Origin of the sequence: Streptomyces sp. C36 (genome assembly GCF_040932295.1) — a bacterium.
Lineage (GTDB): Bacteria > Actinomycetota > Actinomycetes > Streptomycetales > Streptomycetaceae > Streptomyces > Streptomyces triculaminicus.
On record NZ_JBFQGI010000008.1, the window covers coordinates 1 to 18,701 of the forward strand.

The 18,701-nt window shown below is 74.6% G+C and carries 11 protein-coding genes and 1 pseudogene; 5 read left to right on the top strand and 7 right to left on the bottom strand.

The window, feature by feature from the left end:
* The first annotated feature begins 433 nt into the window (after nucleotides 1–433).
* Together AB4K12_RS23520 and ptsP are read left to right on the top strand one after the other, a co-directional pair.
* On the top strand, nucleotides 434–883 hold the full coding sequence (locus AB4K12_RS23520; RefSeq protein WP_086574210.1) for a PTS glucose transporter subunit IIA: 450 nt from the start codon (nucleotides 434–436) through the stop codon (nucleotides 881–883).
* Between the two features lie 123 nt (nucleotides 884–1,006).
* Complete coding sequence (gene ptsP, locus AB4K12_RS23525; protein ID WP_368436503.1) at nucleotides 1,007–2,677, top strand: phosphoenolpyruvate--protein phosphotransferase; 1,671 nt, start codon at nucleotides 1,007–1,009, stop codon at nucleotides 2,675–2,677.
* Between the two features lie 121 nt (nucleotides 2,678–2,798).
* Here the strand turns inward: ptsP and AB4K12_RS23530 are convergent, their stop codons facing one another.
* Complete coding sequence (locus tag AB4K12_RS23530) at nucleotides 2,799–3,713, bottom strand: hypothetical protein (RefSeq protein WP_368436095.1); 915 nt, start codon at nucleotides 3,711–3,713, stop codon at nucleotides 2,799–2,801.
* 91 nt (nucleotides 3,714–3,804) lie between these two features.
* The gene (locus AB4K12_RS23535) at nucleotides 3,805–5,829 is read right to left on the bottom strand and encodes an acetoacetate--CoA ligase (protein WP_368436096.1); all 2,025 of its coding nucleotides are present in this window, start codon (nucleotides 5,827–5,829) and stop codon (nucleotides 3,805–3,807) included.
* Nucleotides 5,830–6,037: 208 nt separating this feature from the next.
* Here AB4K12_RS23535 and AB4K12_RS23540 point away from each other — a divergent pair, with 208 nt between their 5' ends.
* Entirely contained in the window at nucleotides 6,038–8,395 is a 2,358-nt protein-coding gene (locus tag AB4K12_RS23540; RefSeq protein WP_368436097.1) for a glycoside hydrolase family 31 protein, read from the top strand.
* Nucleotides 8,396–8,459: 64 nt separating this feature from the next.
* Complete coding sequence (locus AB4K12_RS23545) at nucleotides 8,460–9,248, top strand: M15 family metallopeptidase (protein WP_368436098.1); 789 nt, start codon at nucleotides 8,460–8,462, stop codon at nucleotides 9,246–9,248.
* A gap of 6 nt (nucleotides 9,249–9,254) precedes the next feature.
* Here the strand turns inward: AB4K12_RS23545 and AB4K12_RS23550 are convergent, their stop codons facing one another.
* From AB4K12_RS23550 to AB4K12_RS23565, 4 genes are all read right to left on the bottom strand, one after another.
* Nucleotides 9,255–9,860, bottom strand: a complete 606-nt coding sequence (locus AB4K12_RS23550; RefSeq protein WP_368436099.1) for an ATP/GTP-binding protein — start codon at nucleotides 9,858–9,860, stop codon at nucleotides 9,255–9,257.
* A gap of 116 nt (nucleotides 9,861–9,976) precedes the next feature.
* Nucleotides 9,977–10,375, bottom strand: coding sequence for a DUF742 domain-containing protein (locus AB4K12_RS23555; protein WP_086574113.1), 399 nt, complete (start codon nucleotides 10,373–10,375; stop codon nucleotides 9,977–9,979).
* A gap of 8 nt (nucleotides 10,376–10,383) precedes the next feature.
* Nucleotides 10,384–10,845, bottom strand: coding sequence for a roadblock/LC7 domain-containing protein (locus AB4K12_RS23560; RefSeq protein WP_086574115.1), 462 nt, complete (start codon nucleotides 10,843–10,845; stop codon nucleotides 10,384–10,386).
* Nucleotides 10,842–13,331, bottom strand: coding sequence for a nitrate- and nitrite sensing domain-containing protein (locus AB4K12_RS23565; RefSeq protein WP_368436100.1), 2,490 nt, complete (start codon nucleotides 13,329–13,331; stop codon nucleotides 10,842–10,844). Before AB4K12_RS23565 ends, AB4K12_RS23560 begins: the two co-directional genes overlap by 4 nt.
* Before the next feature lie 248 nt (nucleotides 13,332–13,579).
* On the opposite strand from AB4K12_RS23565, the pseudogene AB4K12_RS23570 reads away from it, so the two are divergent.
* A pseudogene (locus AB4K12_RS23570) lies at nucleotides 13,580–13,915 on the top strand (hypothetical protein); the annotation flags it as partial.
* Nucleotides 13,916–14,017: 102 nt separating this feature from the next.
* Here the strand turns inward: AB4K12_RS23570 and AB4K12_RS23575 are convergent.
* Entirely contained in the window at nucleotides 14,018–18,682 is a 4,665-nt protein-coding gene (locus AB4K12_RS23575) for a hypothetical protein (protein ID WP_368436101.1), read from the bottom strand.
* Nucleotides 18,683–18,701: the final 19 nt, after the last annotated feature.

The following is an 18,701-nucleotide window of genomic DNA, read 5'->3' on the forward strand; positions in this document are numbered from 1 at the left end:
CGTTGACTTTTGGCACGCTGTTGAGTTCTCAAGGAACGGACGCTTCCTTTGTACTCACCCTCTCGGGCTTTCCTCCGGGCGCTTCCCTTCGGTGTTCCACCACTCTATCAGGACTTTTCCGGCCCCTTCACCGCCCGTTTCTCTTCATGCACAGAGGCATGCAGAAAACACCAGCGGATCCAGGAAAGGATCTCATCCGAATGGAGGCCGCCCTCGCCTTGCCAGCAGGTGACTGCGGGCCTCGGTCGTGGGCAGGGATCTGACAGTACATGCCTCCCAGAGGCGAGGCAAATCGATTACTCAGCGCACATGAGCTCCCGCGCGCACGCTCGTGCGGAATCCTCAGTTCCTATGACTTAGGCTTCCGACCAGTGCGCCGTCCAGGACAGGTAGTGACGGCGCGTGATGAATCTCCACCTCTGGGAGGCTTCCCATGACCACCGTGACGTCCCCGATCGCCGGACGCGCCATCGGACTCGCGGCAGTGCCCGACCCGGTCTTCTCCGGCGCGATGGTGGGACCCGGTACCGCTATCGACCCCGTGCGTGAGCCCGCCACCGCGGTCTCCCCGGTCGACGGCGTCATCGTCTCGCTGCACCCGCACGCGTTCGTCGTCGTCGACGCGGACGGGCACGGCGTGCTCACCCACCTCGGTATCGACACCGTGCAGCTCAACGGCGAGGGCTTCGAGCTGCTCGTCAACAAGGGCGACACCGTGACCCGTGGCCAGGACATCGTGCGCTGGAACCCGGTCGCCGTCGAGGAGGCCGGCAAGTCCCCGGTCTGCCCGATCGTCGCGCTCGAGGCCACGCCCGACGCCCTGGCCGACGTCCGCGAGGACGGCGACCTGAAGGCCGGCGACACCCTCTTCACCTGGCAGTGACGTTTCACCTGCAGTGACCCCACGCCGTCGACGTCTCTGGTGACGACATCACCGACGGCCGACGGCACGTACGACATCCACGGCGGCGGCACGGTCCGCCGCATCCAACCGGAGACGGGTGAAATGGAGACAACGCTGCGAGGCGTCGGCGTGAGCCACGGTGTGGCGATCGGCGAGGTGCGGCACATGGGCACGGCGGTTCTGGAGCCGCCGGCCAAGCAGATTCCGACGGACGAGGCGCCGCGTGAGCAGGGGCGGGCGCGTCAGGCCGTCGAGGCCGTCGCCGCCGATCTGATCGCGCGCGGCAACCTCGCCGGCGGCGAGGCCCAGCACGTGCTCGAGGCCCAGGCCATGATGGCCCAGGACCCCGAGCTGATGGCCGACGTCGAACGGCGCATCACCGTCGGCAGCACCGCCGAGCGCGCGGTGTACGACGCCTTCGCCGCCTACCGCGCGCTGCTCGCCAACGCGGGCGAGTACCTGGCCGGCCGCGTGGCCGACCTGGACGACGTGCGCAACCGCATCGTCGCGCGCCTGCTGGGCGTGCCGATGCCGGGTGTGCCGGACAGCGACGAGCCGTACGTGCTGATCGCGCGGGACCTGGCGCCGGCCGACACCGCGCTGCTGGACCCGACGCTGGTGCTGGGCTTCGTGACCGAGGAGGGCGGGCCGACCAGTCACTCCGCCATCCTGGCGCGTGCGCTCGGGGTGCCGGCGGTCGTGGCGCTGCCGGGTGCCGGGGAGCTTGCCGAGGGCACGGTGGTGGCCGTGGACGGCAGCACGGGTGACATCTTCGTCGATCCGAGCGAGGAGAAGCGTGCCGAGCTGACGAAGGCGGCCGAGGAGCGCAAGGCGGCCCTGGCCGCGTCGTCCGGTCCGGGCGCGACGTCCGACGGGCACAAGGTGCCGCTGCTGGCGAACGTCGGCGGTCCGGCGGACGTGCCGGCCGCGGTCGAGGCGGGTGCGGAGGGCGTGGGCCTGTTCCGTACCGAGTTCCTCTTCCTGGACGACAGCGCGAAGGCGCCGTCGGAGGCCAAGCAGATCGAGGCGTACCGCAAGGTGCTCGAGGCGTTCCCCGAGGGCCGGGTGGTCGTGCGGGTGCTGGACGCGGGCGCGGACAAGCCGCTGGACTTCCTGACGCCGGCCGACGAGCCGAACCCGGCCCTGGGTGTGCGGGGTCTTCGGACGCTGCTGGACCACCCGCAGGTGCTGCGGACGCAGCTGACGGCGCTGGCGAAGGCGGCCGAGGGGCTGCCGGTCTACCTCGAGGTCATGGCCCCGATGGTGGCGGACCGTACGGACGCCAAGGCCTTCGCCGACGCCTGCCGCGAGGCGGGGCTGCGGGCGAAGTTCGGGGCGATGGTGGAGATCCCCTCCGCCGCGCTGCGGGCCCGTTCGATCCTGCAGGAGGTCGAGTTCCTCTCGCTGGGCACGAACGACCTCGCGCAGTACACGTTCGCCGCGGACCGTCAGGTGGGCGCGGTCTCGCGTCTGCAGGACCCGTGGCAGCCGGCGCTGCTCGACCTGATCGCCATGTCGGCCGAGGCCGCCAAGGCCGAGGGCAAGAGCTGCGGCGTGTGCGGTGAGGCCGCTTCCGACCCGCTGCTGGCCTGTGTGCTGACGGGTCTGGGCGTGACGAGCCTGTCCATGGGTGCCGCCTCGATCCCCTATGTCCGTGCCACGCTGGCCAAGCACACGCTCGCCCAGTGCGAGCGCGCCGCTGCTGCCGCGCGTGCCACGGACACGGCCGAGGAGGCCCGTCTGGCCGCTCAGGCCGTGCTGTCCGGCGAGTGATCCGGGCCGTATGACCGGCGCGTGAGGCCGCGCGTGCGGTCCGCGTGATGTGAGGGGTGCCCCCGCCCACAGCGGTGGGGGCGCCCCTTCCTCTTTTTCCTCCCCGGCCCCACTCCTCCCTTTACACGTCTCCGTCCAGGTCGAGCGGGATGCCGGCGCGGTACTCGACGCCGTGCTCGGGTGGCACGGGTTCGCCGGTCTCGGCGTCGGTGCAGTAGGCGGCGAAGACCTCGGCCTCGGTGAGGGGCCGCAGTCCGCCGCCCCTGAGGCCCCAGCCGCGGACCGTGTCGGGCCGGTCGGGGAGGCTGGAGCGCAGGACGATGCCGCCGGGCCGGTCGGTGGCGAGGCCGGCCGCGAGCACCGTGCAGAACACCAGGGCCGCGGCCTCGCCCAGGTGGAGGGCGCCGTCGCGGCACTCGGTGTGGAGCACGGCGATCAGCGGCGTCTCCTCGTCGGCGGGGACGCTGCAGACGAGGTGGTGCGCCCCCTCCCCCACGGCCTCGAGGATGAGGCGCAGGGCCCTGGAGGCCCGGGCGAAGGCGGCCCGGCCGATGTCCTCGCCGCAGGTGACGCAGTCGCCGCCGGCGGAGAGGAGGGCGGAGGCGTACTCCCAGGTCGCCTGTTGTTCGGCCTCGTCGACGAGGCGGGGCAGCAGGCGGGCCAGGGGCTGGCCTTCGTAGGGGAGTCTGGTGCCGGCCGCGGCGACGTCGGCGGTGTAGCGGGTGCGGCTGAGGGCCGTGTCGGGGTTCAGATGGCGGCCCGTGCAGTAGCGCTCGTAGTCGTCGGGGTCGAAGAGGGCGACGCTGGTGTACGTGCCCTGGGCGGCCAGGGAGCGCAGCAGGCCCTCCACGTGCCGCAGGTAGGTCGCGTGGTCGTCGAAGAGGAAGGAGGCGTAGCGCCGCATGGCGGCGAAGTCCTTCTCGTCGGCGAGGACGGCCACGGTGCTGGGTGTTTCGCTGCGCAGCGTGCGGCGTGCGTTCGGTCGCCGGCGTGCGTCCGGTCGCTTCCGGTTCCGGCCGTTGTCGGTGTGCGGCATGAGCTCCCCCTTGCCCTCGGCGCGTGATCGATGCTCACTCACCGTAGCGGTGGGTACTGACAACGGCCGGTCGGCGGCGCGTCGGTGCAGGTCAGCGGCGTTCGCGTGCGAGCCGCTCGTAGAAGTCGAGGAGGGTGACGTCGTCGACGGACCCGGGGTTGACGGCCTTTTCCAGGGGGGTGCCCTGGAGGAGGCGCTTGACGGGGACCTCGATGCGCTTGCCGGTGAGGGTGTGGGGGATGCCGCGGACCTCGATGACCTCGTCGGGGACGTGGCGTGGGGAGAGCTGCTCGCGGATGGTGTGCTTGATGCGGTCGAGGAGCGCGTCGTCGAGGGTGGCGCCGGGTGCGAGGTGGACGAAGAGCGGCATCCAGTAGCCGCCGTCGGGCTGTTCGACTCCGATGACGAGGGATTCGCGGATCTCGGGGAGGCGTTCGACGGCCTCGTAGATGTCGGCGGAGCCCATGCGGACGCCCTGGCGGTTGAGGGTGGAGTCGGAGCGGCCGTGGATGACGACGGTGCCGCGTGAGGTGAGGGTGATCCAGTCGCCGTGCCGCCAGACGCCGGGGAACATCTCGAAGTAGCTCTCGCGGTAGCGGCTGCCGTCGGGGTCGTTCCAGAAGCGGACCGGCATCGAGGGCATGGGGTTGGTGACGACGAGCTCGCCGACCTCGTCGGTGACGGGCTTGCCTTGCGCGTCCCAGGCCTGCAGATCGGTGCCCAGGCAGGGGGCCTGGAGCTCGCCGATGTACACGGGGAGGGTGGGGACGGCGCCCGCGAAGCAGCTGCAGACGTCGGTGCCGCCGCTGACGGAGGCGATCCACATGTCGCGGCCGTCCTCGCCGTCCTCGTGGAAGGCGTCGTGGATCCAGCGGAAGCCGTCGGGCGGCAGCGGGGAGCCGGTGGTGGCGACGCAGCGGACGGTGGAGAGGTCGAAGTCGCGGGCGGGGTGGACGCCGGCCTTGCGGCAGGCCATGACGTAGGCGGCGGAGGTGCCGAAGAGGGTGGCCCCGGTGCGTTCGGCGATGCGCCACTGGGCGGCGGTGTCGGGGTGGCCGGGGCTGCCGTCGTAGAGGACGACGGTGGAGCCGACCAGGAGGCCGGAGACGAGGAAGTTCCACATCATCCAGCCGGTGGAGGTGTACCAGAAGAAGCGGTCGCCGGGGCCGAGGTCGCAGTGCAGGGCGAGCTGCTTGAGGTGTTCGAGGAGGATGCCGCCCTGGGACTGGACGATGGCCTTGGGCAGGCCGGTGGTGCCGGAGGAGTAGAGCACCCACAGGGGGTGGTCGAAGGGGACCTGCTCGAAGACCGGTTCGGTGTCCGAGGCGGTCAGGGCGTCCCATTCCAGCGTGCCCTCGGGGGCGGGGGTGCCGAGCAGCGGGATGTGGACGACCGCGCGCAGGGTGGGCAGTTCGGCGCGCAGCTCGGCGACGACGTCGGCGCGTTCGTGGCGCTTGCCGCCATAGTGGTAGCCGTCGACGGTGAACAGGACGACGGGCTCGACCTGCTGGAAGCGGTCCAGGACGCTGCGGGCGCCGAAGTCGGGGGCGCAGGAGGTCCACACGGCGCCGACGGCGGCGGTGGCGAGGAGGGCGACGACGGCCTGCGGGATGTTGGGCAGGTAGCCGCTGACGCGGTCGCCGGGGCGTACGCCGAGGCGGCGCAGTTCGGCGGTCAGCGAGCCGACCTGGCGGCGGAGCTCGCTCCAGGTGACGGGGCGCGGCTCGTGGGTCTCGTCGACGTGGAGCAGGGCCGCCTCGCCGGCCCGGGCGGGGTCCTGGGAGGCGCGCAGGGCGTGCTCGGCGTAGTTGAGGGTGGCGCCGGGGAACCACTGGGCGCCGGGCATGTCGCGGTCGCCGAGCACCCGCTCGTAGGGGGTGGCGAAGCGGACGTCGCACCATTCGGTGACGGCCTGCCAGAAGCGCTCGAGCTCCTCCACCGACCAGCGGTGCAGTGCGCGGTAGCTCGCCGTGGGGTCGCCGGGGACGGGGGCGGGCGCGCCGTGCCGGTCCGCCGCCCAGGCGTGGAAGCGGGTGACCTGCGCGCGGTCGATGCGGTCCGCGCCGGGGGTCCACAGGGGCTCCGGCCGGTCGGCGGGCTGCGGTGCGGTGGTCATGGCTGCTCCCGGGCTTCTGCGCGTCGTGGGCGGCGCCGCGCGCACGGCGGGGTGTGCGCGCGGGCGTGACTGACCAGGACGATGCCACGTGATCGACTCGTGCACCAGGGTTGGCGCCGCAGATCACGTCGGTGGGGGCGGCCCTGAGGGGGTGAACGGCGGATGAACGGGGGGCGCGCCGGTCGGGGCCGGTGGCAGGGTGAGCGGCATGGACGCTGGTGACCTTGTGCGGTCGGAGAAGTGGATGGCCGCGTTGCGGGTGGTGGGGAGCGCTCAGGGGCTGCGGTCCGTGCGGTCGGCGTGGCGCAGGCAGCGCGTGGACGCGGTGGGGCTGCCCCGGCCGGGGGCGGGGCGGGCGCGGGTGCCGGGTGCGGTGGTGGGGGCGGACGCGGAGCCGGGCGGCGGGGTGGTGCGGTTCGCGCGGTCGTCGCTGCGGGTGCGGGTGGCGGCGGGCGGCGCGGTGTTCTGCGGCTGGGACGACGCGGCGCCGGAGCCGTCGTACGCGCTGGAGGGGCGCCTTCCGCAGGCCGACGACCGGGCGGTGCTGGAGCCGGACACCGACGGTGGCTGGCGGGTGGTGTCCGAGCGGGTGCTGGTGGTGGTGTCGCGGCACGGCGCGGTGGAGGTGCGCACGCCGGGCGGGCTGCTGCTGCGCCGTGATCTGCCGCCGCGCTGGTGGGAGCCGGAGGCGCGGGATCCGGGCGGGGCGCGGTGGACGCAGCGGTCGCAGGTGCCGGCGGACGGGCGGTTCTTCGGTCTGGGCGGCCGGTCGGCGGGGCCGCGGCTGCGGGACGGCTCGTACCGGCTGTGGAACACCGACCCGGGGGCCTTCGAGCCCGGGGAGGATCCGCTGTACATCACGATGCCGGTGCAGCTGGTGGTGGCGGACGCGGGGACGCACCTGGTGTTCCACGACAACACCTGGGACGGGCGCGTGACGCTGTGGGAGGGCGAGGAGGGCGCGGGGTCCGGGCACGACCGGCCGGGGCGCTGCGAGATCCGGATGGACGGGGGGCCGCTGCGCTACTGGGTGCTGGTGGGTACGCCGGCGCGGGTGCTGCACGGCTGGGCGGCGCTGACGGGCGCGGCCGCGCTGCCGCCGTCGTGGGCGCTGGGGTATCAGCACGCCCGCTGGGGCTTCGGCAGCGAACGGGAGGTGCGGCGGGTGGCGGAGGGCTATCTGGAGCGCGGGCTTCCGCTGTCGGCGCTGCACCTGGACATCGATCACTACCGGGGGCACCGGGTGTTCACCGTGGACCGGGAGCGGTTTCCCGATCTGCCGGGGATGGCGGCCGACCTGCGGGAGCGGGGGGTGCGGCTGGTGTCGATCGTGGATCCGGCGATCAAGGTGGAGCCGGGGCTGGCGGTGTACGACGAGGGGGTGGCGGAGGGCGCGTTCGTGAAGGACGCGCGGGGGCGCCTGGTGCGCGGCGAGGTCTGGCCGGGCGAGGCGGTGTTCCCCGACTTCACCGATCCCGGCGTGCGCCGCTGGTGGGGCGGGCTGTACGAGGAGCGGCTGGCGCAGGGCTTCGCCGGGTTCTGGCACGACATGAACGAGCCGGTGTCCTTCGCCGCGTTCGGCGATCCGACGCTGCCGCGGTCGTCCCGGCACGCGCTGGAGGGGCGGGGCGGCGACCACCGTGAGGCGCACAACGTCTACGGGCTGACGATGGCGCGGGCCGGCTACGAGGGGCTGCGAGCGCTGCGGCCGGACGAGCGGCCCTTCCTCTTCTCGCGCTCGGGCTGGGCGGGCATGCAGCGGTACGGCGGCACATGGTCGGGCGACGTGGCGACGGGATGGCCGGGGCTGCGGGCCTCGCTGGCGCTGGTGCTGGGGCTGGGGCTGTGCGGAGTGCCGTATTCGGGGCCGGACATCGGGGGGTTCACCGGGTTTCCCTCTCCCGAGCTGTTCCTGCGGTGGTTCCAGCTGGGGGCGTACCTGCCGTTGTTCCGTACCCACGCGGCGATGACGGCGGGGCGGCGGGAGCCGTGGGAGTTCGGCGCGGAGGTGCTGGAGCACGCGGGCGCGGCGATGCGGGAGCGGACGCGGCTGCTGCCGTACTTCGTGACGCTGGCGCATCTGGCGCAGCGCACGGGGGCGCCGTATGTGCGGCCGGTGTGGTGGCGGTCGCCGGAGGACCGGGCGCTGCGGGACTGCGAGGACGAGTTCCTGCTGGGTGACGCGCTGCTGGTGGCTCCGGTGCTGGAGGCGGGGGCGGACCGGCGGGCGGTGCGGCTGCCGCGCGGGCGGTGGTACGACACGGCGACGGGCCGGGCGCACGAGGGGCCGGGCCAGGTGCTGCTGGACGCGCCGCCGTCGCGCATCCCGGTGCTGGCGCGGGCGGGTTCGGTGGTGCCGGTGGCGGGCGCGGACGGGCGGGTGGAGCTGGACGTGTGGGCGCCGGCCGCGGGGCGTACGGGCGGCGGGGTGCTGATCACGGACGCGGGGGCGGGGTGGGAGCGGCCGGAGGTGGTGCGCTTCACCACGCGGGCGCGGGGCGGGGTGGTGACGGTGGAGCAGGAGGGGGTGCCGGAGGTGGCGTACCGGGTGCGGATGCGCGGCTGAGCCGGGGCTGAGGCGGGGGCGGCCCTCTTCCGTGCGGGGCGGTGCGGCTGGTAAGTGGAGGGTCATGCCGAGTCCTTCCGCCGTATGGCGTGTCATGACCCTGTCGCTGGCGGCTCTTCTGGCCACCGTGACGTCCGCTCCCGCCGCCGGTGCGCGGGAGCGGGCCCCCGCCCCGCCGCCGGGCTTCGTGGCCCTCGCGGACGTGGACCCGACGATCCTCCAGGAGATGCGCTACGCCACCGTCCACAACTTCACCGGCCACCGTGTCGAGGGCTACCTGCGCCCCCGCTGCCTGCTCACCCGCCCGGCCGCCGAGGCGCTGCACCGGGCGCAGCGGGTGCTGCTGCGCGAGGGCTACACGCTCAAGGTCTACGACTGCTACCGCCCGCAGCGCGCGGTGAACGACTTCGTGGCGTGGGCCAAGGACCTCGAGGACGAGCGGATGAAGACGGAGTTCTATCCGCGCGTGGAGAAGTCGCGGCTGTTCGAGGACGGCTACATCGCGGAGAAGTCGGGGCACAGCCGGGGCAGCACGATGGACCTGACGATCGTGCGGCTGCCCGCCCGGCCCACACGGCCGTACGTGCCCGGTGAGCCGCTGGTGCCGTGCTTCGCGCCGAAGGCGGTGCGCTTCCCGGACAACTCCGTCGACATGGGCACCGGTTTCGACTGCTTCGACACCCTCTCCCACACCCTCGACCCACGCGTGACGGGGCAGCGACGGGCGAACCGCATGCTGCTGAAGTCCACGATGGAGAACGCCGGGTTCAACAACCTCGCGGAGGAGTGGTGGCACTACACCCTGCGCGGGGAGCCGTATCCCGGCACCTATTTCGACTTCCCCGTCCGCTGAGCGCCCTCACACCGCGGCGGGGCTGCGGGCCACCCCGCCGGCCAGCGCGTGCTCGACGACGGAGACGAGGACCTCCTTCACCGACTCGCGCTCGCGGGCGTCGCACATCATGACCGGCACGTGCGGGTCGAGGTCGAGCGCCTCGCGCACGGCCTGCTCGGTGTGGCGCTCGGCGCCGTCGAAGCAGTTGACGGCGAGGGTGAAGGCGATGCCGCGGCGCTCGAAGTAGTCGACGGCGGCGAAGCAGTCCTCCAGCCGCCGGGTGTCGGCGAGAACGACGGCGCCCAGCGCGCCCTGCGCCAGCTCGTCCCACAGGAACCAGAAGCGGTGCTGGCCGGGGGTGCCGAAGAGGTAGAGGACCAGGTCGTCGCGGAGGGTGATGCGGCCGAAGTCCATGGCGACGGTGGTGGTGCGCTTGGCCTCGACGCCGAAGGTGTCGTCGACCGGCCTGCTCGCCTCGGTGAGCAGTTCCTCGGTGCGCAGCGGCTTGATCTCGCTGATGGCGCCGACCAGGGTGGTCTTGCCCACGCCGAAGCCGCCGGCGACCAGGAGCTTGAGGGCCACGGGAGTGATCGCGTTCTGTTTGCGGCGGTCAGTGCGCCCGAACACCATGGGTTCTTCCTCCGATTCAGGGTCTGTGCGTCATCGCGCTCCCCCGCGGTAGTGATCGTTCCGTAAGGGCCGCCGCTGGACAACCCCCGGCCGGCCCCCGAGGCCGGCCGGGTGGGTCACAGTGCGCGCAGGGCCTCGATGACCTCGCGCAGGACGCCCTCGTCGGGCAGTTCGGCCGGCGGGACGGGGCGCGCGACGCGCACGTACCCGCCGTCGATGAGGTCGCCCACCAGTACGCGCACCACGCCGACCGGGAGGTCGAGCCCGGTGGCGAGTTCGGCCACGGACTGGGGGGCGTGCCGGACGAGGCCGGCGATGTCGAGGTGTTCCGGCGACAGGGTCCGGTCGGCGGCGGCGTGCACGTCGTCGGGGTGGTCGGTGAGGAAGTCCTCGGCCACGACGAGCGCGATGAGGTCCAGCCGGTCCTCCCCGGGGCCGCGGGTGCGGCCCCGGGTCATGGTGTACGGGCGGACCACCGGGCCCGCCGCGTCGTCGTACCAATGGTCTCCGGTCATGCCGCCCGTCACTCGCCGGCGGCGCCGGCCCGCGGAGCGGTGGCCAGGTGCGCGCCCACGCGCTTGACGAGCAGCGTCATCTCGTAGGCGACCAGCCCGATGTCGGAGTCGGCGTCGGCGAGGACGGCCAGACAGCTGCCGTCGCCGGCGGCGGTGACGAAGAGGAACGCCTGGTCGAGTTCGACCACGGTCTGGCGGACGTCGCCGGCGTCGAAGTGCCGGCCCACGCCCTTGGCGAGGCTGTGGAAGCCGGAGGCGACGGCGGCCAGGTGCTCGCCGTCCTCACGGCTGAGGTCCTTCGACGTGCCGGTGGCCAGGCCGTCGCCGGACAGGACGAGCGCCTTGCGGATGCTGCCGACCCGCTCGACGAGGTCGTCGAGGAGCCAGTTGAGCTCTCCTGTGGCGGTGGCCGGCCGGTCCGGGCCGGTTGTTGACGGAGCGTTGCGTATCGCGGCCTTCGGTGCGGTCATCGACCGTCCCCCTCAGTTGTCGTTCCTGGTGCTGGTGTGCTCGGCGGGTTCGTGTCCCCATTGTCCTCCCGGCCCCGCTGCCAACCGCGCTGCAGGGCCGTCATCCTGGCCCGTACCTCGTCGGCGTCGCGGTCGTCCTCCGGGGCCGCCGGGTCGGGCACGGGGCGGGACCGGGCGGCGGGTTCCCTCAGCTGGGGAGCGAGGCTGGCCTGGCGTACGCGGCGGGGCAGCCCGCCGCTCGGGGTGTCCTCCCGTGCCGCGCCGTCCGCCGGCCGGCGCCTGCGGCGCGGCAGCGGGGCGGGGCCGTCGTCCGCCTGCTGGTGCTCGCCGCCGGACGGGGGCTCCTGGGCCAGGCGGCGCAGGATGCCGCCGACCGTGCCGCCGCCGGAGCCGTCCGTGCCGTCGCCCGGCCCGGCCTCGTACGGGGAGGGCGTGGCGTCCATGTCGAAGAGGCCGTCGAGGGCCGCTCCGTTCACCGGGCCGGGCTCCTCCCGGTAGGGGAGGGCCGGCGCCGCGCGCTCGGCGCCGGCCCTCGGCCGTGCGACGGGGCGGGGACCGGTGTCCTCGTCGACGAGCGCCGCCGTACGGGCGGGCTCGGTCTGGGTGAGCAGCGCGGCGGGGAGGAACACGACGGCCGTGGTGCCGCCGTAGGGGGAGGTCTGCAGCGAGACGCGCACGCCCTGGCGCTGGGCGAGCCGGCTGACCACGAACAGGCCCAGGCGGTCGGTGTCGGACAGCTCGAACTCGGGCGTCTCGGCGAGGCGGAGGTTGGCCTCGCCGAGGGCCTCGGGGCTCATGCCCAGGCCGCGGTCGTGGATCTCGAGGGTGAAGCCGTTGGCGACGCGCTCTCCGTGCACCTGGACGGCGGTGTGCGGCGGGGAGAAGACGGTGGCGTTCTCCAGGAGTTCGGCCAGGAGGTGGGTGAGGTCGGCGACGGCCGGGCCGCTCAGGGCCAGCCGGGGCAGACGGCGCACCTCGATGCGCTCGTAGGCCTCGACCTCGCCGACGGCGGCGCGGACGACGTCCATGAGCCGCACGGGCTTGCGCCACTGCCGGGAGGGGGTGGCGCCGGAGAGGATCACCAGGCCCTCGGCGTGGCGGCGCATGCGGGTGGTGAGGTGGTCGAGGCGGAAGAGGTCGGCGAGGTGGTCGGTGTCCTCGGTGCGGCGCTCCATGGCGTCGAGCAGCGCCAGCTGACGGTGCAGCAGGACCTGGCTGCGGCGGGCGAGGTTGACGAAGACGGCGGAGACGCCGCGGCGCATGTCGGCCTGCTTGACGGCGGCCTCCACGGCGGCCCGCTGCAGGGTGTTGAGGGCCTGGCCGACCTGGCCGAGCTCGTCGGGGCCGTACGCCAGGCGGGGGGCCTCGGTCTCCACGTCGACCCGCTCGCCGGCGGCGAGGCGGCGCATCACGGCGGGCAGCCGGACCCCGGAGACCTCGTGGGCCTCCTTGCGCAGCCGGCGCAGGTCCCGGACCAGGCCGCGGCCGACGCGCAGGGAGATGACGAGCGAGCAGACCAGGGCCGCAAGGCCGAGGACGCCGGCCACCGCGGCCTTGGTCAGGACGCCGATGGCGACGGGCTCCACGCGGTCGCCGAAGCGGTCGCTGGCCTCGGTCCCCATCCGGCCGAGGTCCTCGAGGACGGGCGTGACGGCGGCCTGCCAGCGCTGGGCGTCGATGATGTGGACCGCGCGCGAGGCGCCGGCGAGGACCACGGCGTCCTCGGCCGCGCGCAAGGTCTGGGCGTCGCCGCCGCGCCAGTAGTCGTCGTACGTCTTCTGGTCGGCGACGGGCAGCAGCGCCAGGTTGGTGCTGTAGAGGATGCGGCGCTCGGCGACGCGGTCGGAGAAGGCGCGCAGGTCCTGGCGGCTCATGCTGCCGGCGGCGAGGGCGGAGGCGAGCAGGGCGTCCTCGCGGGAGACCGCCTCGCGGGCGCGGGTCAGACCGACCAGGGCGCGGCCCTGCTTGTCCATGTCGGCGTCCTGCAGGGCGCTGAGGCTGCCGAGGAAGTCGTAGTAGGGCTCGATGAGCTCGTTGTAGGCCTGGAAGGCGCTGTAGCGGGTGATGGTGTCGTCCTCGACCCGGCGGCGCAGGCCCTCGATGCTGTCGAGGCTCTTCTCGATGGCGCGGAAACGCTTCGCCGAGTCGTCGCTCATGTCGTCGCGCACGCCGCCCTCGACGCCGGCGCGGAAGGAGGCGACCGTCCTGTCGGTGCCGCGCTGCAGGGAGCGCAGCTCGGCCAGGGCGTCGGCGCGGCGGGGGTCGGCGAGGTGGACGAGGGTCTGGCGGCGCTCCTTCTGCAGGGCCCGGGCCATGTCCTCGGCGGGATAGCCGACCTTGCGCATCACGTCGGCGACGGAGAGCAGCTGGGCGGCCTCGGTGCCGGTGATGACCGTGGCGAAGACCCACAGCCCGGTGAGCGACACCAGGGGCACCAGCAACAGCGCCACGATCTTCCGGCGGATCGACTTCGCGCGAAAGCGCATGGCCTCCCCTACGTCAACCCCGGCGCACGGGGGTGGTGTTCCGACAGTAATGCGGCGTGAGCCTACTACTGCGGGGTACGTGACTCGAAGGCCAGTGCGGCGGACGGACGGTGGTCTGGCCGGAATTCCCCCGCACGCCGGAATTCGTCCCGGCACGGGAACCTCCGGGCGCCGCCGTTCGCTCATAGTTTCCGGGTGCTTTTGGGGAACGCCCGGGTGGGGCAGCCACTGGGGGAGGTGAGCCGCCGATGGACCACGATCACCGCACGCGCGACGTCCCGTCGCACGGTGCGCGCCGGCCGCTGTGGGTCGAGGAGCCGGCCCGCAGACCGCGGATGCCCGATCCCGTGCGGTCCTCGGCCGTGCGCGCGGGCCTGATCATCGCGGTGACGCTCGTGGTGACCCTGGTGACGATACTGTTCGCGCTCGCCGGCTCCTGGTACGCGTTCCCGGCGGTGCTGTGCGCGGTGGCCAGCACGGTGGCGGCGACCTGGGCCGTGCTCGACGTGTGGGTGACGCGTCAGGTGTGGCTCCAGCGGCACGGCGTGGTGTCCGTGCCGAGCAGCACCGCGCGGCCCGTACGCGGCACACGGAGCCCGCGCTTCCCCTGACGGTCCGTCCGCCACGAAGCCCGCGCCTCCCCTGACGGATCGTCCGCCGGGGAGGCGCGGGCCCCGCGCGGCCCGCTACCGCCCGGCCGGCACCGCCCCGGCCGGCGCCGTCTCCTCCATGGGACGGCGGAACATCCGCGTCGCCGTGATCTCGCCGTGCACCTTCTCGGCCTCCCCGTCCTCGCCGGTCCGCTGCTGCGGAAGCCCCGGCCGCAGGTGCTCCTCGACGCTGATGTACTTCAGGCCCGCCCGCAGGTCCGCGTCATTGCGCAGCCGGATGACCAGCGGGAACTCCGCCAGGGCCGTGGTGTCGAAGAGACCGGTGGTGTAGAGCAGCTGGACGCCCAGCGCGTCCGCGACGGCCCGCTGAAGCTCCAGCAGATAGGTGGCGTTGGCCCGGCCGATGGGGTTGTCCAGGAACAGCGTGCCCGCGTGCCGCTGCTTGTCGCGGCCCCGGTCGTTGCTGCGCAGCGCCGCCATGGTGCAGTACAGCGCGATGGCGGCGGTCAGCAGCTGGCCGCCGGAGAACACGTCGCCCATCTGCCGGACCGGCACGCGCTCGGCGCGCAGCACCGCGTCCGGCTTGAGGATCTCCACGGCCACGCCGCGCGGCAGCAGCGCCGCCTGCACGCCGCGCAGCAGCAGCGACATGCCGTCGCGGCGCAGGTCGGAGTTCTTCTTCACCGCCGAGCGGGTCGCCTCGTCGATGACCTCGCCCAGGCGCTCGGTGAGCGTGGACTGGTCGGGGTCCTCGAAGCGGATGCGCAGGAACTCCTGGCCCGACCACTCCCCCAGCCCCTCGGGCAGCCGGGACAGGCGCTGCGCCGAACGCAGCGTGGTCAGCGAGGACTCCACCAGGCCGCGCAGCCGGTCGACGATGCTGTCGCGGTTGCGCTCCAGCTGCTCCAGCTCGTCGGTCAGCACGCGCAGCCGGGGTGCGAAGGCCTCCGCCCAGGCGGCGGCGTGTTCGGGCAGCGCCGCGGCGGGCAGCTCGCGGATCTGCTGGCGGGCCGGGGTGCGCACCTGCTCGTAGCGGGTGGAGTTGGCGTGGCGGACGAGCACGTCGCCGGCCTCGCGGACCGAGGCCTCGGCCGCCGACAGGTCGCCCGCGCAGCCGCGCAGCGAGCGCCGGGCCTCGGCCGCCGCCTGCCGGGCCTCCTCGAGGGATCCGGCGTACGGCTCGGGCGACTCGGCGCCCTCCTCCGGGGAGTTGTCCCGCAGCAGGTCGCGCAGCAGCGCCGCCGTGTCGTCGAAGCCGCCGGCCGCGTCCTCCGCCGAGCGGTGGGCGCGCAGCAGGTCGGCGTGGACGGTACGGGCGGTCTGCAGCGCGTCGGTGCGGGCGGCGAGCTCGGCGGTGGCGGTGCGCAGCAGCTCCCTGGCCCGCTCGGCGTCGGCGGGCACGAGCTCCTCGGGAAGCTCGGTGTGGGCGTCGCCGTCGGCGGGGGCCAGCCGCTCGGCCTCGCCGCGCAGCCGGCCCAGCTGCTCGCTGGCGGTGGACGCGCGGGTCTCCAGCATCTGCACCAGCGACTCGGCACGGGCCGCCGCGGCCTGGCGGGACGGCCCGTCGGCGCCGTCGGTGCCCTCCAGGAGCTGGGCGGCGCGGGTGCGCACCTTGTTGGTCAGGCGGTCGAGCTCGGCGCGGGCGGCGCTCTCGTCGCTCTCGGCGCGGGCCTGCTCGGCGCGCAGGTCGGCGCCGACGCCGACCTTCTCGTACAGCTGCGAGGCGGCGCGGTAGGCCTCGCGCAGGGCGGGCAGGGAGATGGCGGGCGGCTGTGCGCCGTCGCCCATCTCGTCGGGGGCGCCCGCGATCTCCGCGCGCTCGGCGCGCAGCGCGCGGGCCGTGCGGCGCGCGTCGTCGGCGGCGCGCTGGGCGGCGCGGCGGTCCTCGTCCGCGGCGCGGGCACGGTCCACGCACGCCTCGGCGCGCTCCTCGGCCTCGGCGGCCTCCTCGGCGAGTTCGCGCGCCCGGCTCTGCCAGTTGGCGCGCTCGCGCAGCCGGTAGGCGAGGCCGGCGAGGGCGTCGGCGACCCGGCGGGCGCGCTGGGCCGTCTCCTGCCGCTCGTCGCGTACCCGGGCCGTCTCGGCGGCGCTCTCCTCCGCCTCGGCGCGGACGGTACGGGCCTCGGCGAGGACCTCCCGTGCGGCGTCGGCGGCCGTACGCGCCCGTCCGGCCGCGTCCGCCAGCTCGGCGAGGCGGCCGGCCGGGCAGCCGGCCCGCCAGGACCCGAGGCGGGCGGCGAGCGTACGGTCGCCGGCCAGCCGGGCCGCCACCGCGCGGATCTCCTCGTCGCGGGCCATGGCCCGCTCGCGCAGGGCGTGCCGCTCCTCGTCGGCGGCGCGCTCGTCGTGCATGGCGGGGTTCGGCGGCACCAGGAAGACGCCCGTCTCCCCCGCGTCCCGGGCCGGGGCCGGTGCGAGCAGCGCGGCGGCGGTGCCGACGGCCACGGCGGAGCGCGGCAGCAGGGAGGCCGCGCCGAGCACCTCACGGGCGCGGGCGTGGGAGCCGGCGTCGGTGATGACGACGCCGTCGACGAGCTCGGGACGGGCGGCCAGGACGGCGGCGTGCCGGGCGGGGTCGACGGACTGGGCGAGGTAGCGCCAGCCGGGCAGGGCGGGGATGCCGTGCTCGCCGAGGAACTCGACGGCGGCCAGCACATCGGCGCTGGGCGGCAGCAGGCCGCCGTCGCCCAGCGCGCCCAGGATGCGGGAGTCGTCGGCGGCCGCGGTCCGCAGCTCGAACAGCTGCCGCTCGGCGGCGGCGACGTTGTCGTCGAGCAGCTCCCGCAGCGCGTCGGCGTTGCGGTCCAGCTCCTCGGCGGTCAGGGACGCCTCCCCGGCCGGCGCGTCCGCGTCACCGGCGGCGCGCTGCCCCGGCACCCGGTCGGCGGCCACCGGCTGCGGCAGACCCAGCAGCTCCACCAAGCGCCGGTCGGAGCCGATCGACTCGGCGGCGCGGCGCTCGGCGTCGTACGCGGTCTCCGCGGCGCTCGCGGCGTCGGCGGCACGGGCCGCGGACAGCTCGGCGCGGCTCTCGGCGGCGGAGGCCTCCTTGGCGCGGTCGGCGGCCTGCCGGGCGGCCTCGCGGGCCGTCTCGTACGCGGCGACGGCGGGCTTCTCGGCGTCGCTGGCGGCGAGCGCGGCGCGCGCGGGGTCGGCGTCGGGCTCCGTGTCGTCGAGCCAGCCGGCCCTGACCGCCTCGGCGGTCTCCTGCTCGACCTCCGTCAGGCGCTGGCGGAGGTGGCCCGCCTCGCTGCGGGCGCGCTGGGCCTCGGTGGCGGCGGCGGTGGCGTCGCGGTGGGCGGCCTCGCTCGTCTCCTGGAGCGTCGCCGAGCGCTCCTCCTGCTCGTTGGCGAGCTGCTCGCCCTTCTCGGCGGCGGCGTTGAGGGCGCGGACGAGCTCGGCGGCCGCCTGGGCGCGGGCGGCCAGCGCCGGGGCGGCGTCGCGCTCGGCCTCGTGGATGGCGGCGGCCACGCGCGCGGAACGGTCGGCGGCGGCACGGTGGCGCAGCACGGTCTCGGCGGCCTGCCAGGCGGAGTGCAGGGTACGGGCGTCGAGGAGCTCGCGGCGCTGGGCGGCGGCGGCCTTCTCGGCGGCGGCGAGCGCGAGGGAGGCGTGCCGGTAGGCGATCTCGGCGGCCACGAGGGAGGTGCGGTCGCGCTCTGTGTCGGCGTCGGTGACGGCGTGCGCGGCGGCGGCGACCTGCCCGGCCAGCTCGGCGGCGCGGCCGCGCTCCTCGGCGCCGCGCGCGGAGAGCCGGCGGGCCAGGACGCGGGTGCGGCGCTCGGCGCCCGCGTGCACCCCGCGCGCCTGCTCGCGCCGGTCGGCGGACTCGGCGATGCGCGAGAGCAGCTCGAGGGAGCCGGCGGTGAAGTCCCGCTCGGCGGTCAGCTCGGCCCGTCGGCCCAGCTTGTGGGCGAAGCCGTGCACGAGGTCGGCGAGGCCGTCGGTGTCACGGGTGTCGGTGACCGCGCGCAGCAGCAGGTCGGTGAAGTCGGAGTCGTTCTTGACGGCGAAGAGGCCGGCGGCCTCGCCCTCGTCGGCGTTCATCTCGCGCTGGTAGCGGAAGAGCTCGGGGTCCAGGCCGAGCTCGCCGAGGTGCTCGTTCCAGCGCTCGTGGACCTCCTCCCAGACCACGTCCAGGTTGGGGTAGGCCTTGCCGGCCTCGGTGAGGGCGTCGCGGAAGCCCTTCATGGTGCGGCGGCGGCCGCGCGCTCCGGAGCCGCCGTCCGCCCTGGGCCGCATCGCGGAGGACTCGGCGACCGGCAGCGAGTCGAGGCTGAGCCCGGGGCCGGGGCGGAAGGAGTACCAGGCCTCGGCGAACTTGCGCGGGTCGTTGGAGACCTGGCGCCCGCGCCACTCGCTGACCTTGCCCACCACGACGGACTCGCCGGTGAGGACGTGCTGCCACTCCAGGGCGACGTGCCCGCAGTCGTCGGCGAGGAGGAACTTGCGCAGCACGCCGGAGCTGGCGCCGCCCAGGGTGTTGCGGTGGCCCGGCAGCATCACCGAGAAGATCAGCTTGAGCAGTACGGACTTGCCGCCGCCGTTCTCCAGGAAGAGCACGCCCGCGGGCGCGGGTCGGCGCGGCGGGCCGACGGGCTCGTCCTCGAAGAACTCCGCCTGCGTGGGCGCGGGGGAGGGCACGGGCGCGCCCACTCCGCGCAGGTCCAGCACGGTGTCGGCGTAGCGCGCACCGGCCGGCCCGATGGAGTAGAGGCGGACCCGGGACAGCTCGTACATGGCGGCGGACTCTCGTGTA

Bases quoted from the DNA above. Each gene is read 5' to 3' on its own strand.
- AB4K12_RS23520 (WP_086574210.1), top strand. From the start codon at position 434: ATGACCACCGTGACGTCCCCGATCGCCGGACGCGCCATCGGACTCGCG.
- ptsP (WP_368436503.1), top strand. From the start codon at position 1,007: ATGGAGACAACGCTGCGAGGCGTCGGCGTGAGCCACGGTGTGGCGATC.
- AB4K12_RS23530 (WP_368436095.1), bottom strand. From the start codon at position 3,713: ATGCCGCACACCGACAACGGCCGGAACCGGAAGCGACCGGACGCACGC.
- AB4K12_RS23535 (WP_368436096.1), bottom strand. From the start codon at position 5,829: ATGACCACCGCACCGCAGCCCGCCGACCGGCCGGAGCCCCTGTGGACC.
- AB4K12_RS23540 (WP_368436097.1), top strand. From the start codon at position 6,038: ATGGACGCTGGTGACCTTGTGCGGTCGGAGAAGTGGATGGCCGCGTTG.
- AB4K12_RS23545 (WP_368436098.1), top strand. From the start codon at position 8,460: ATGCCGAGTCCTTCCGCCGTATGGCGTGTCATGACCCTGTCGCTGGCG.
- AB4K12_RS23550 (WP_368436099.1), bottom strand. From the start codon at position 9,860: ATGGTGTTCGGGCGCACTGACCGCCGCAAACAGAACGCGATCACTCCC.
- AB4K12_RS23555 (WP_086574113.1), bottom strand. From the start codon at position 10,375: ATGACCGGAGACCATTGGTACGACGACGCGGCGGGCCCGGTGGTCCGC.
- AB4K12_RS23560 (WP_086574115.1), bottom strand. From the start codon at position 10,845: ATGACCGCACCGAAGGCCGCGATACGCAACGCTCCGTCAACAACCGGC.
- AB4K12_RS23565 (WP_368436100.1), bottom strand. From the start codon at position 13,331: ATGCGCTTTCGCGCGAAGTCGATCCGCCGGAAGATCGTGGCGCTGTTG.
- AB4K12_RS23575 (WP_368436101.1), bottom strand. From the start codon at position 18,682: ATGTACGAGCTGTCCCGGGTCCGCCTCTACTCCATCGGGCCGGCCGGT.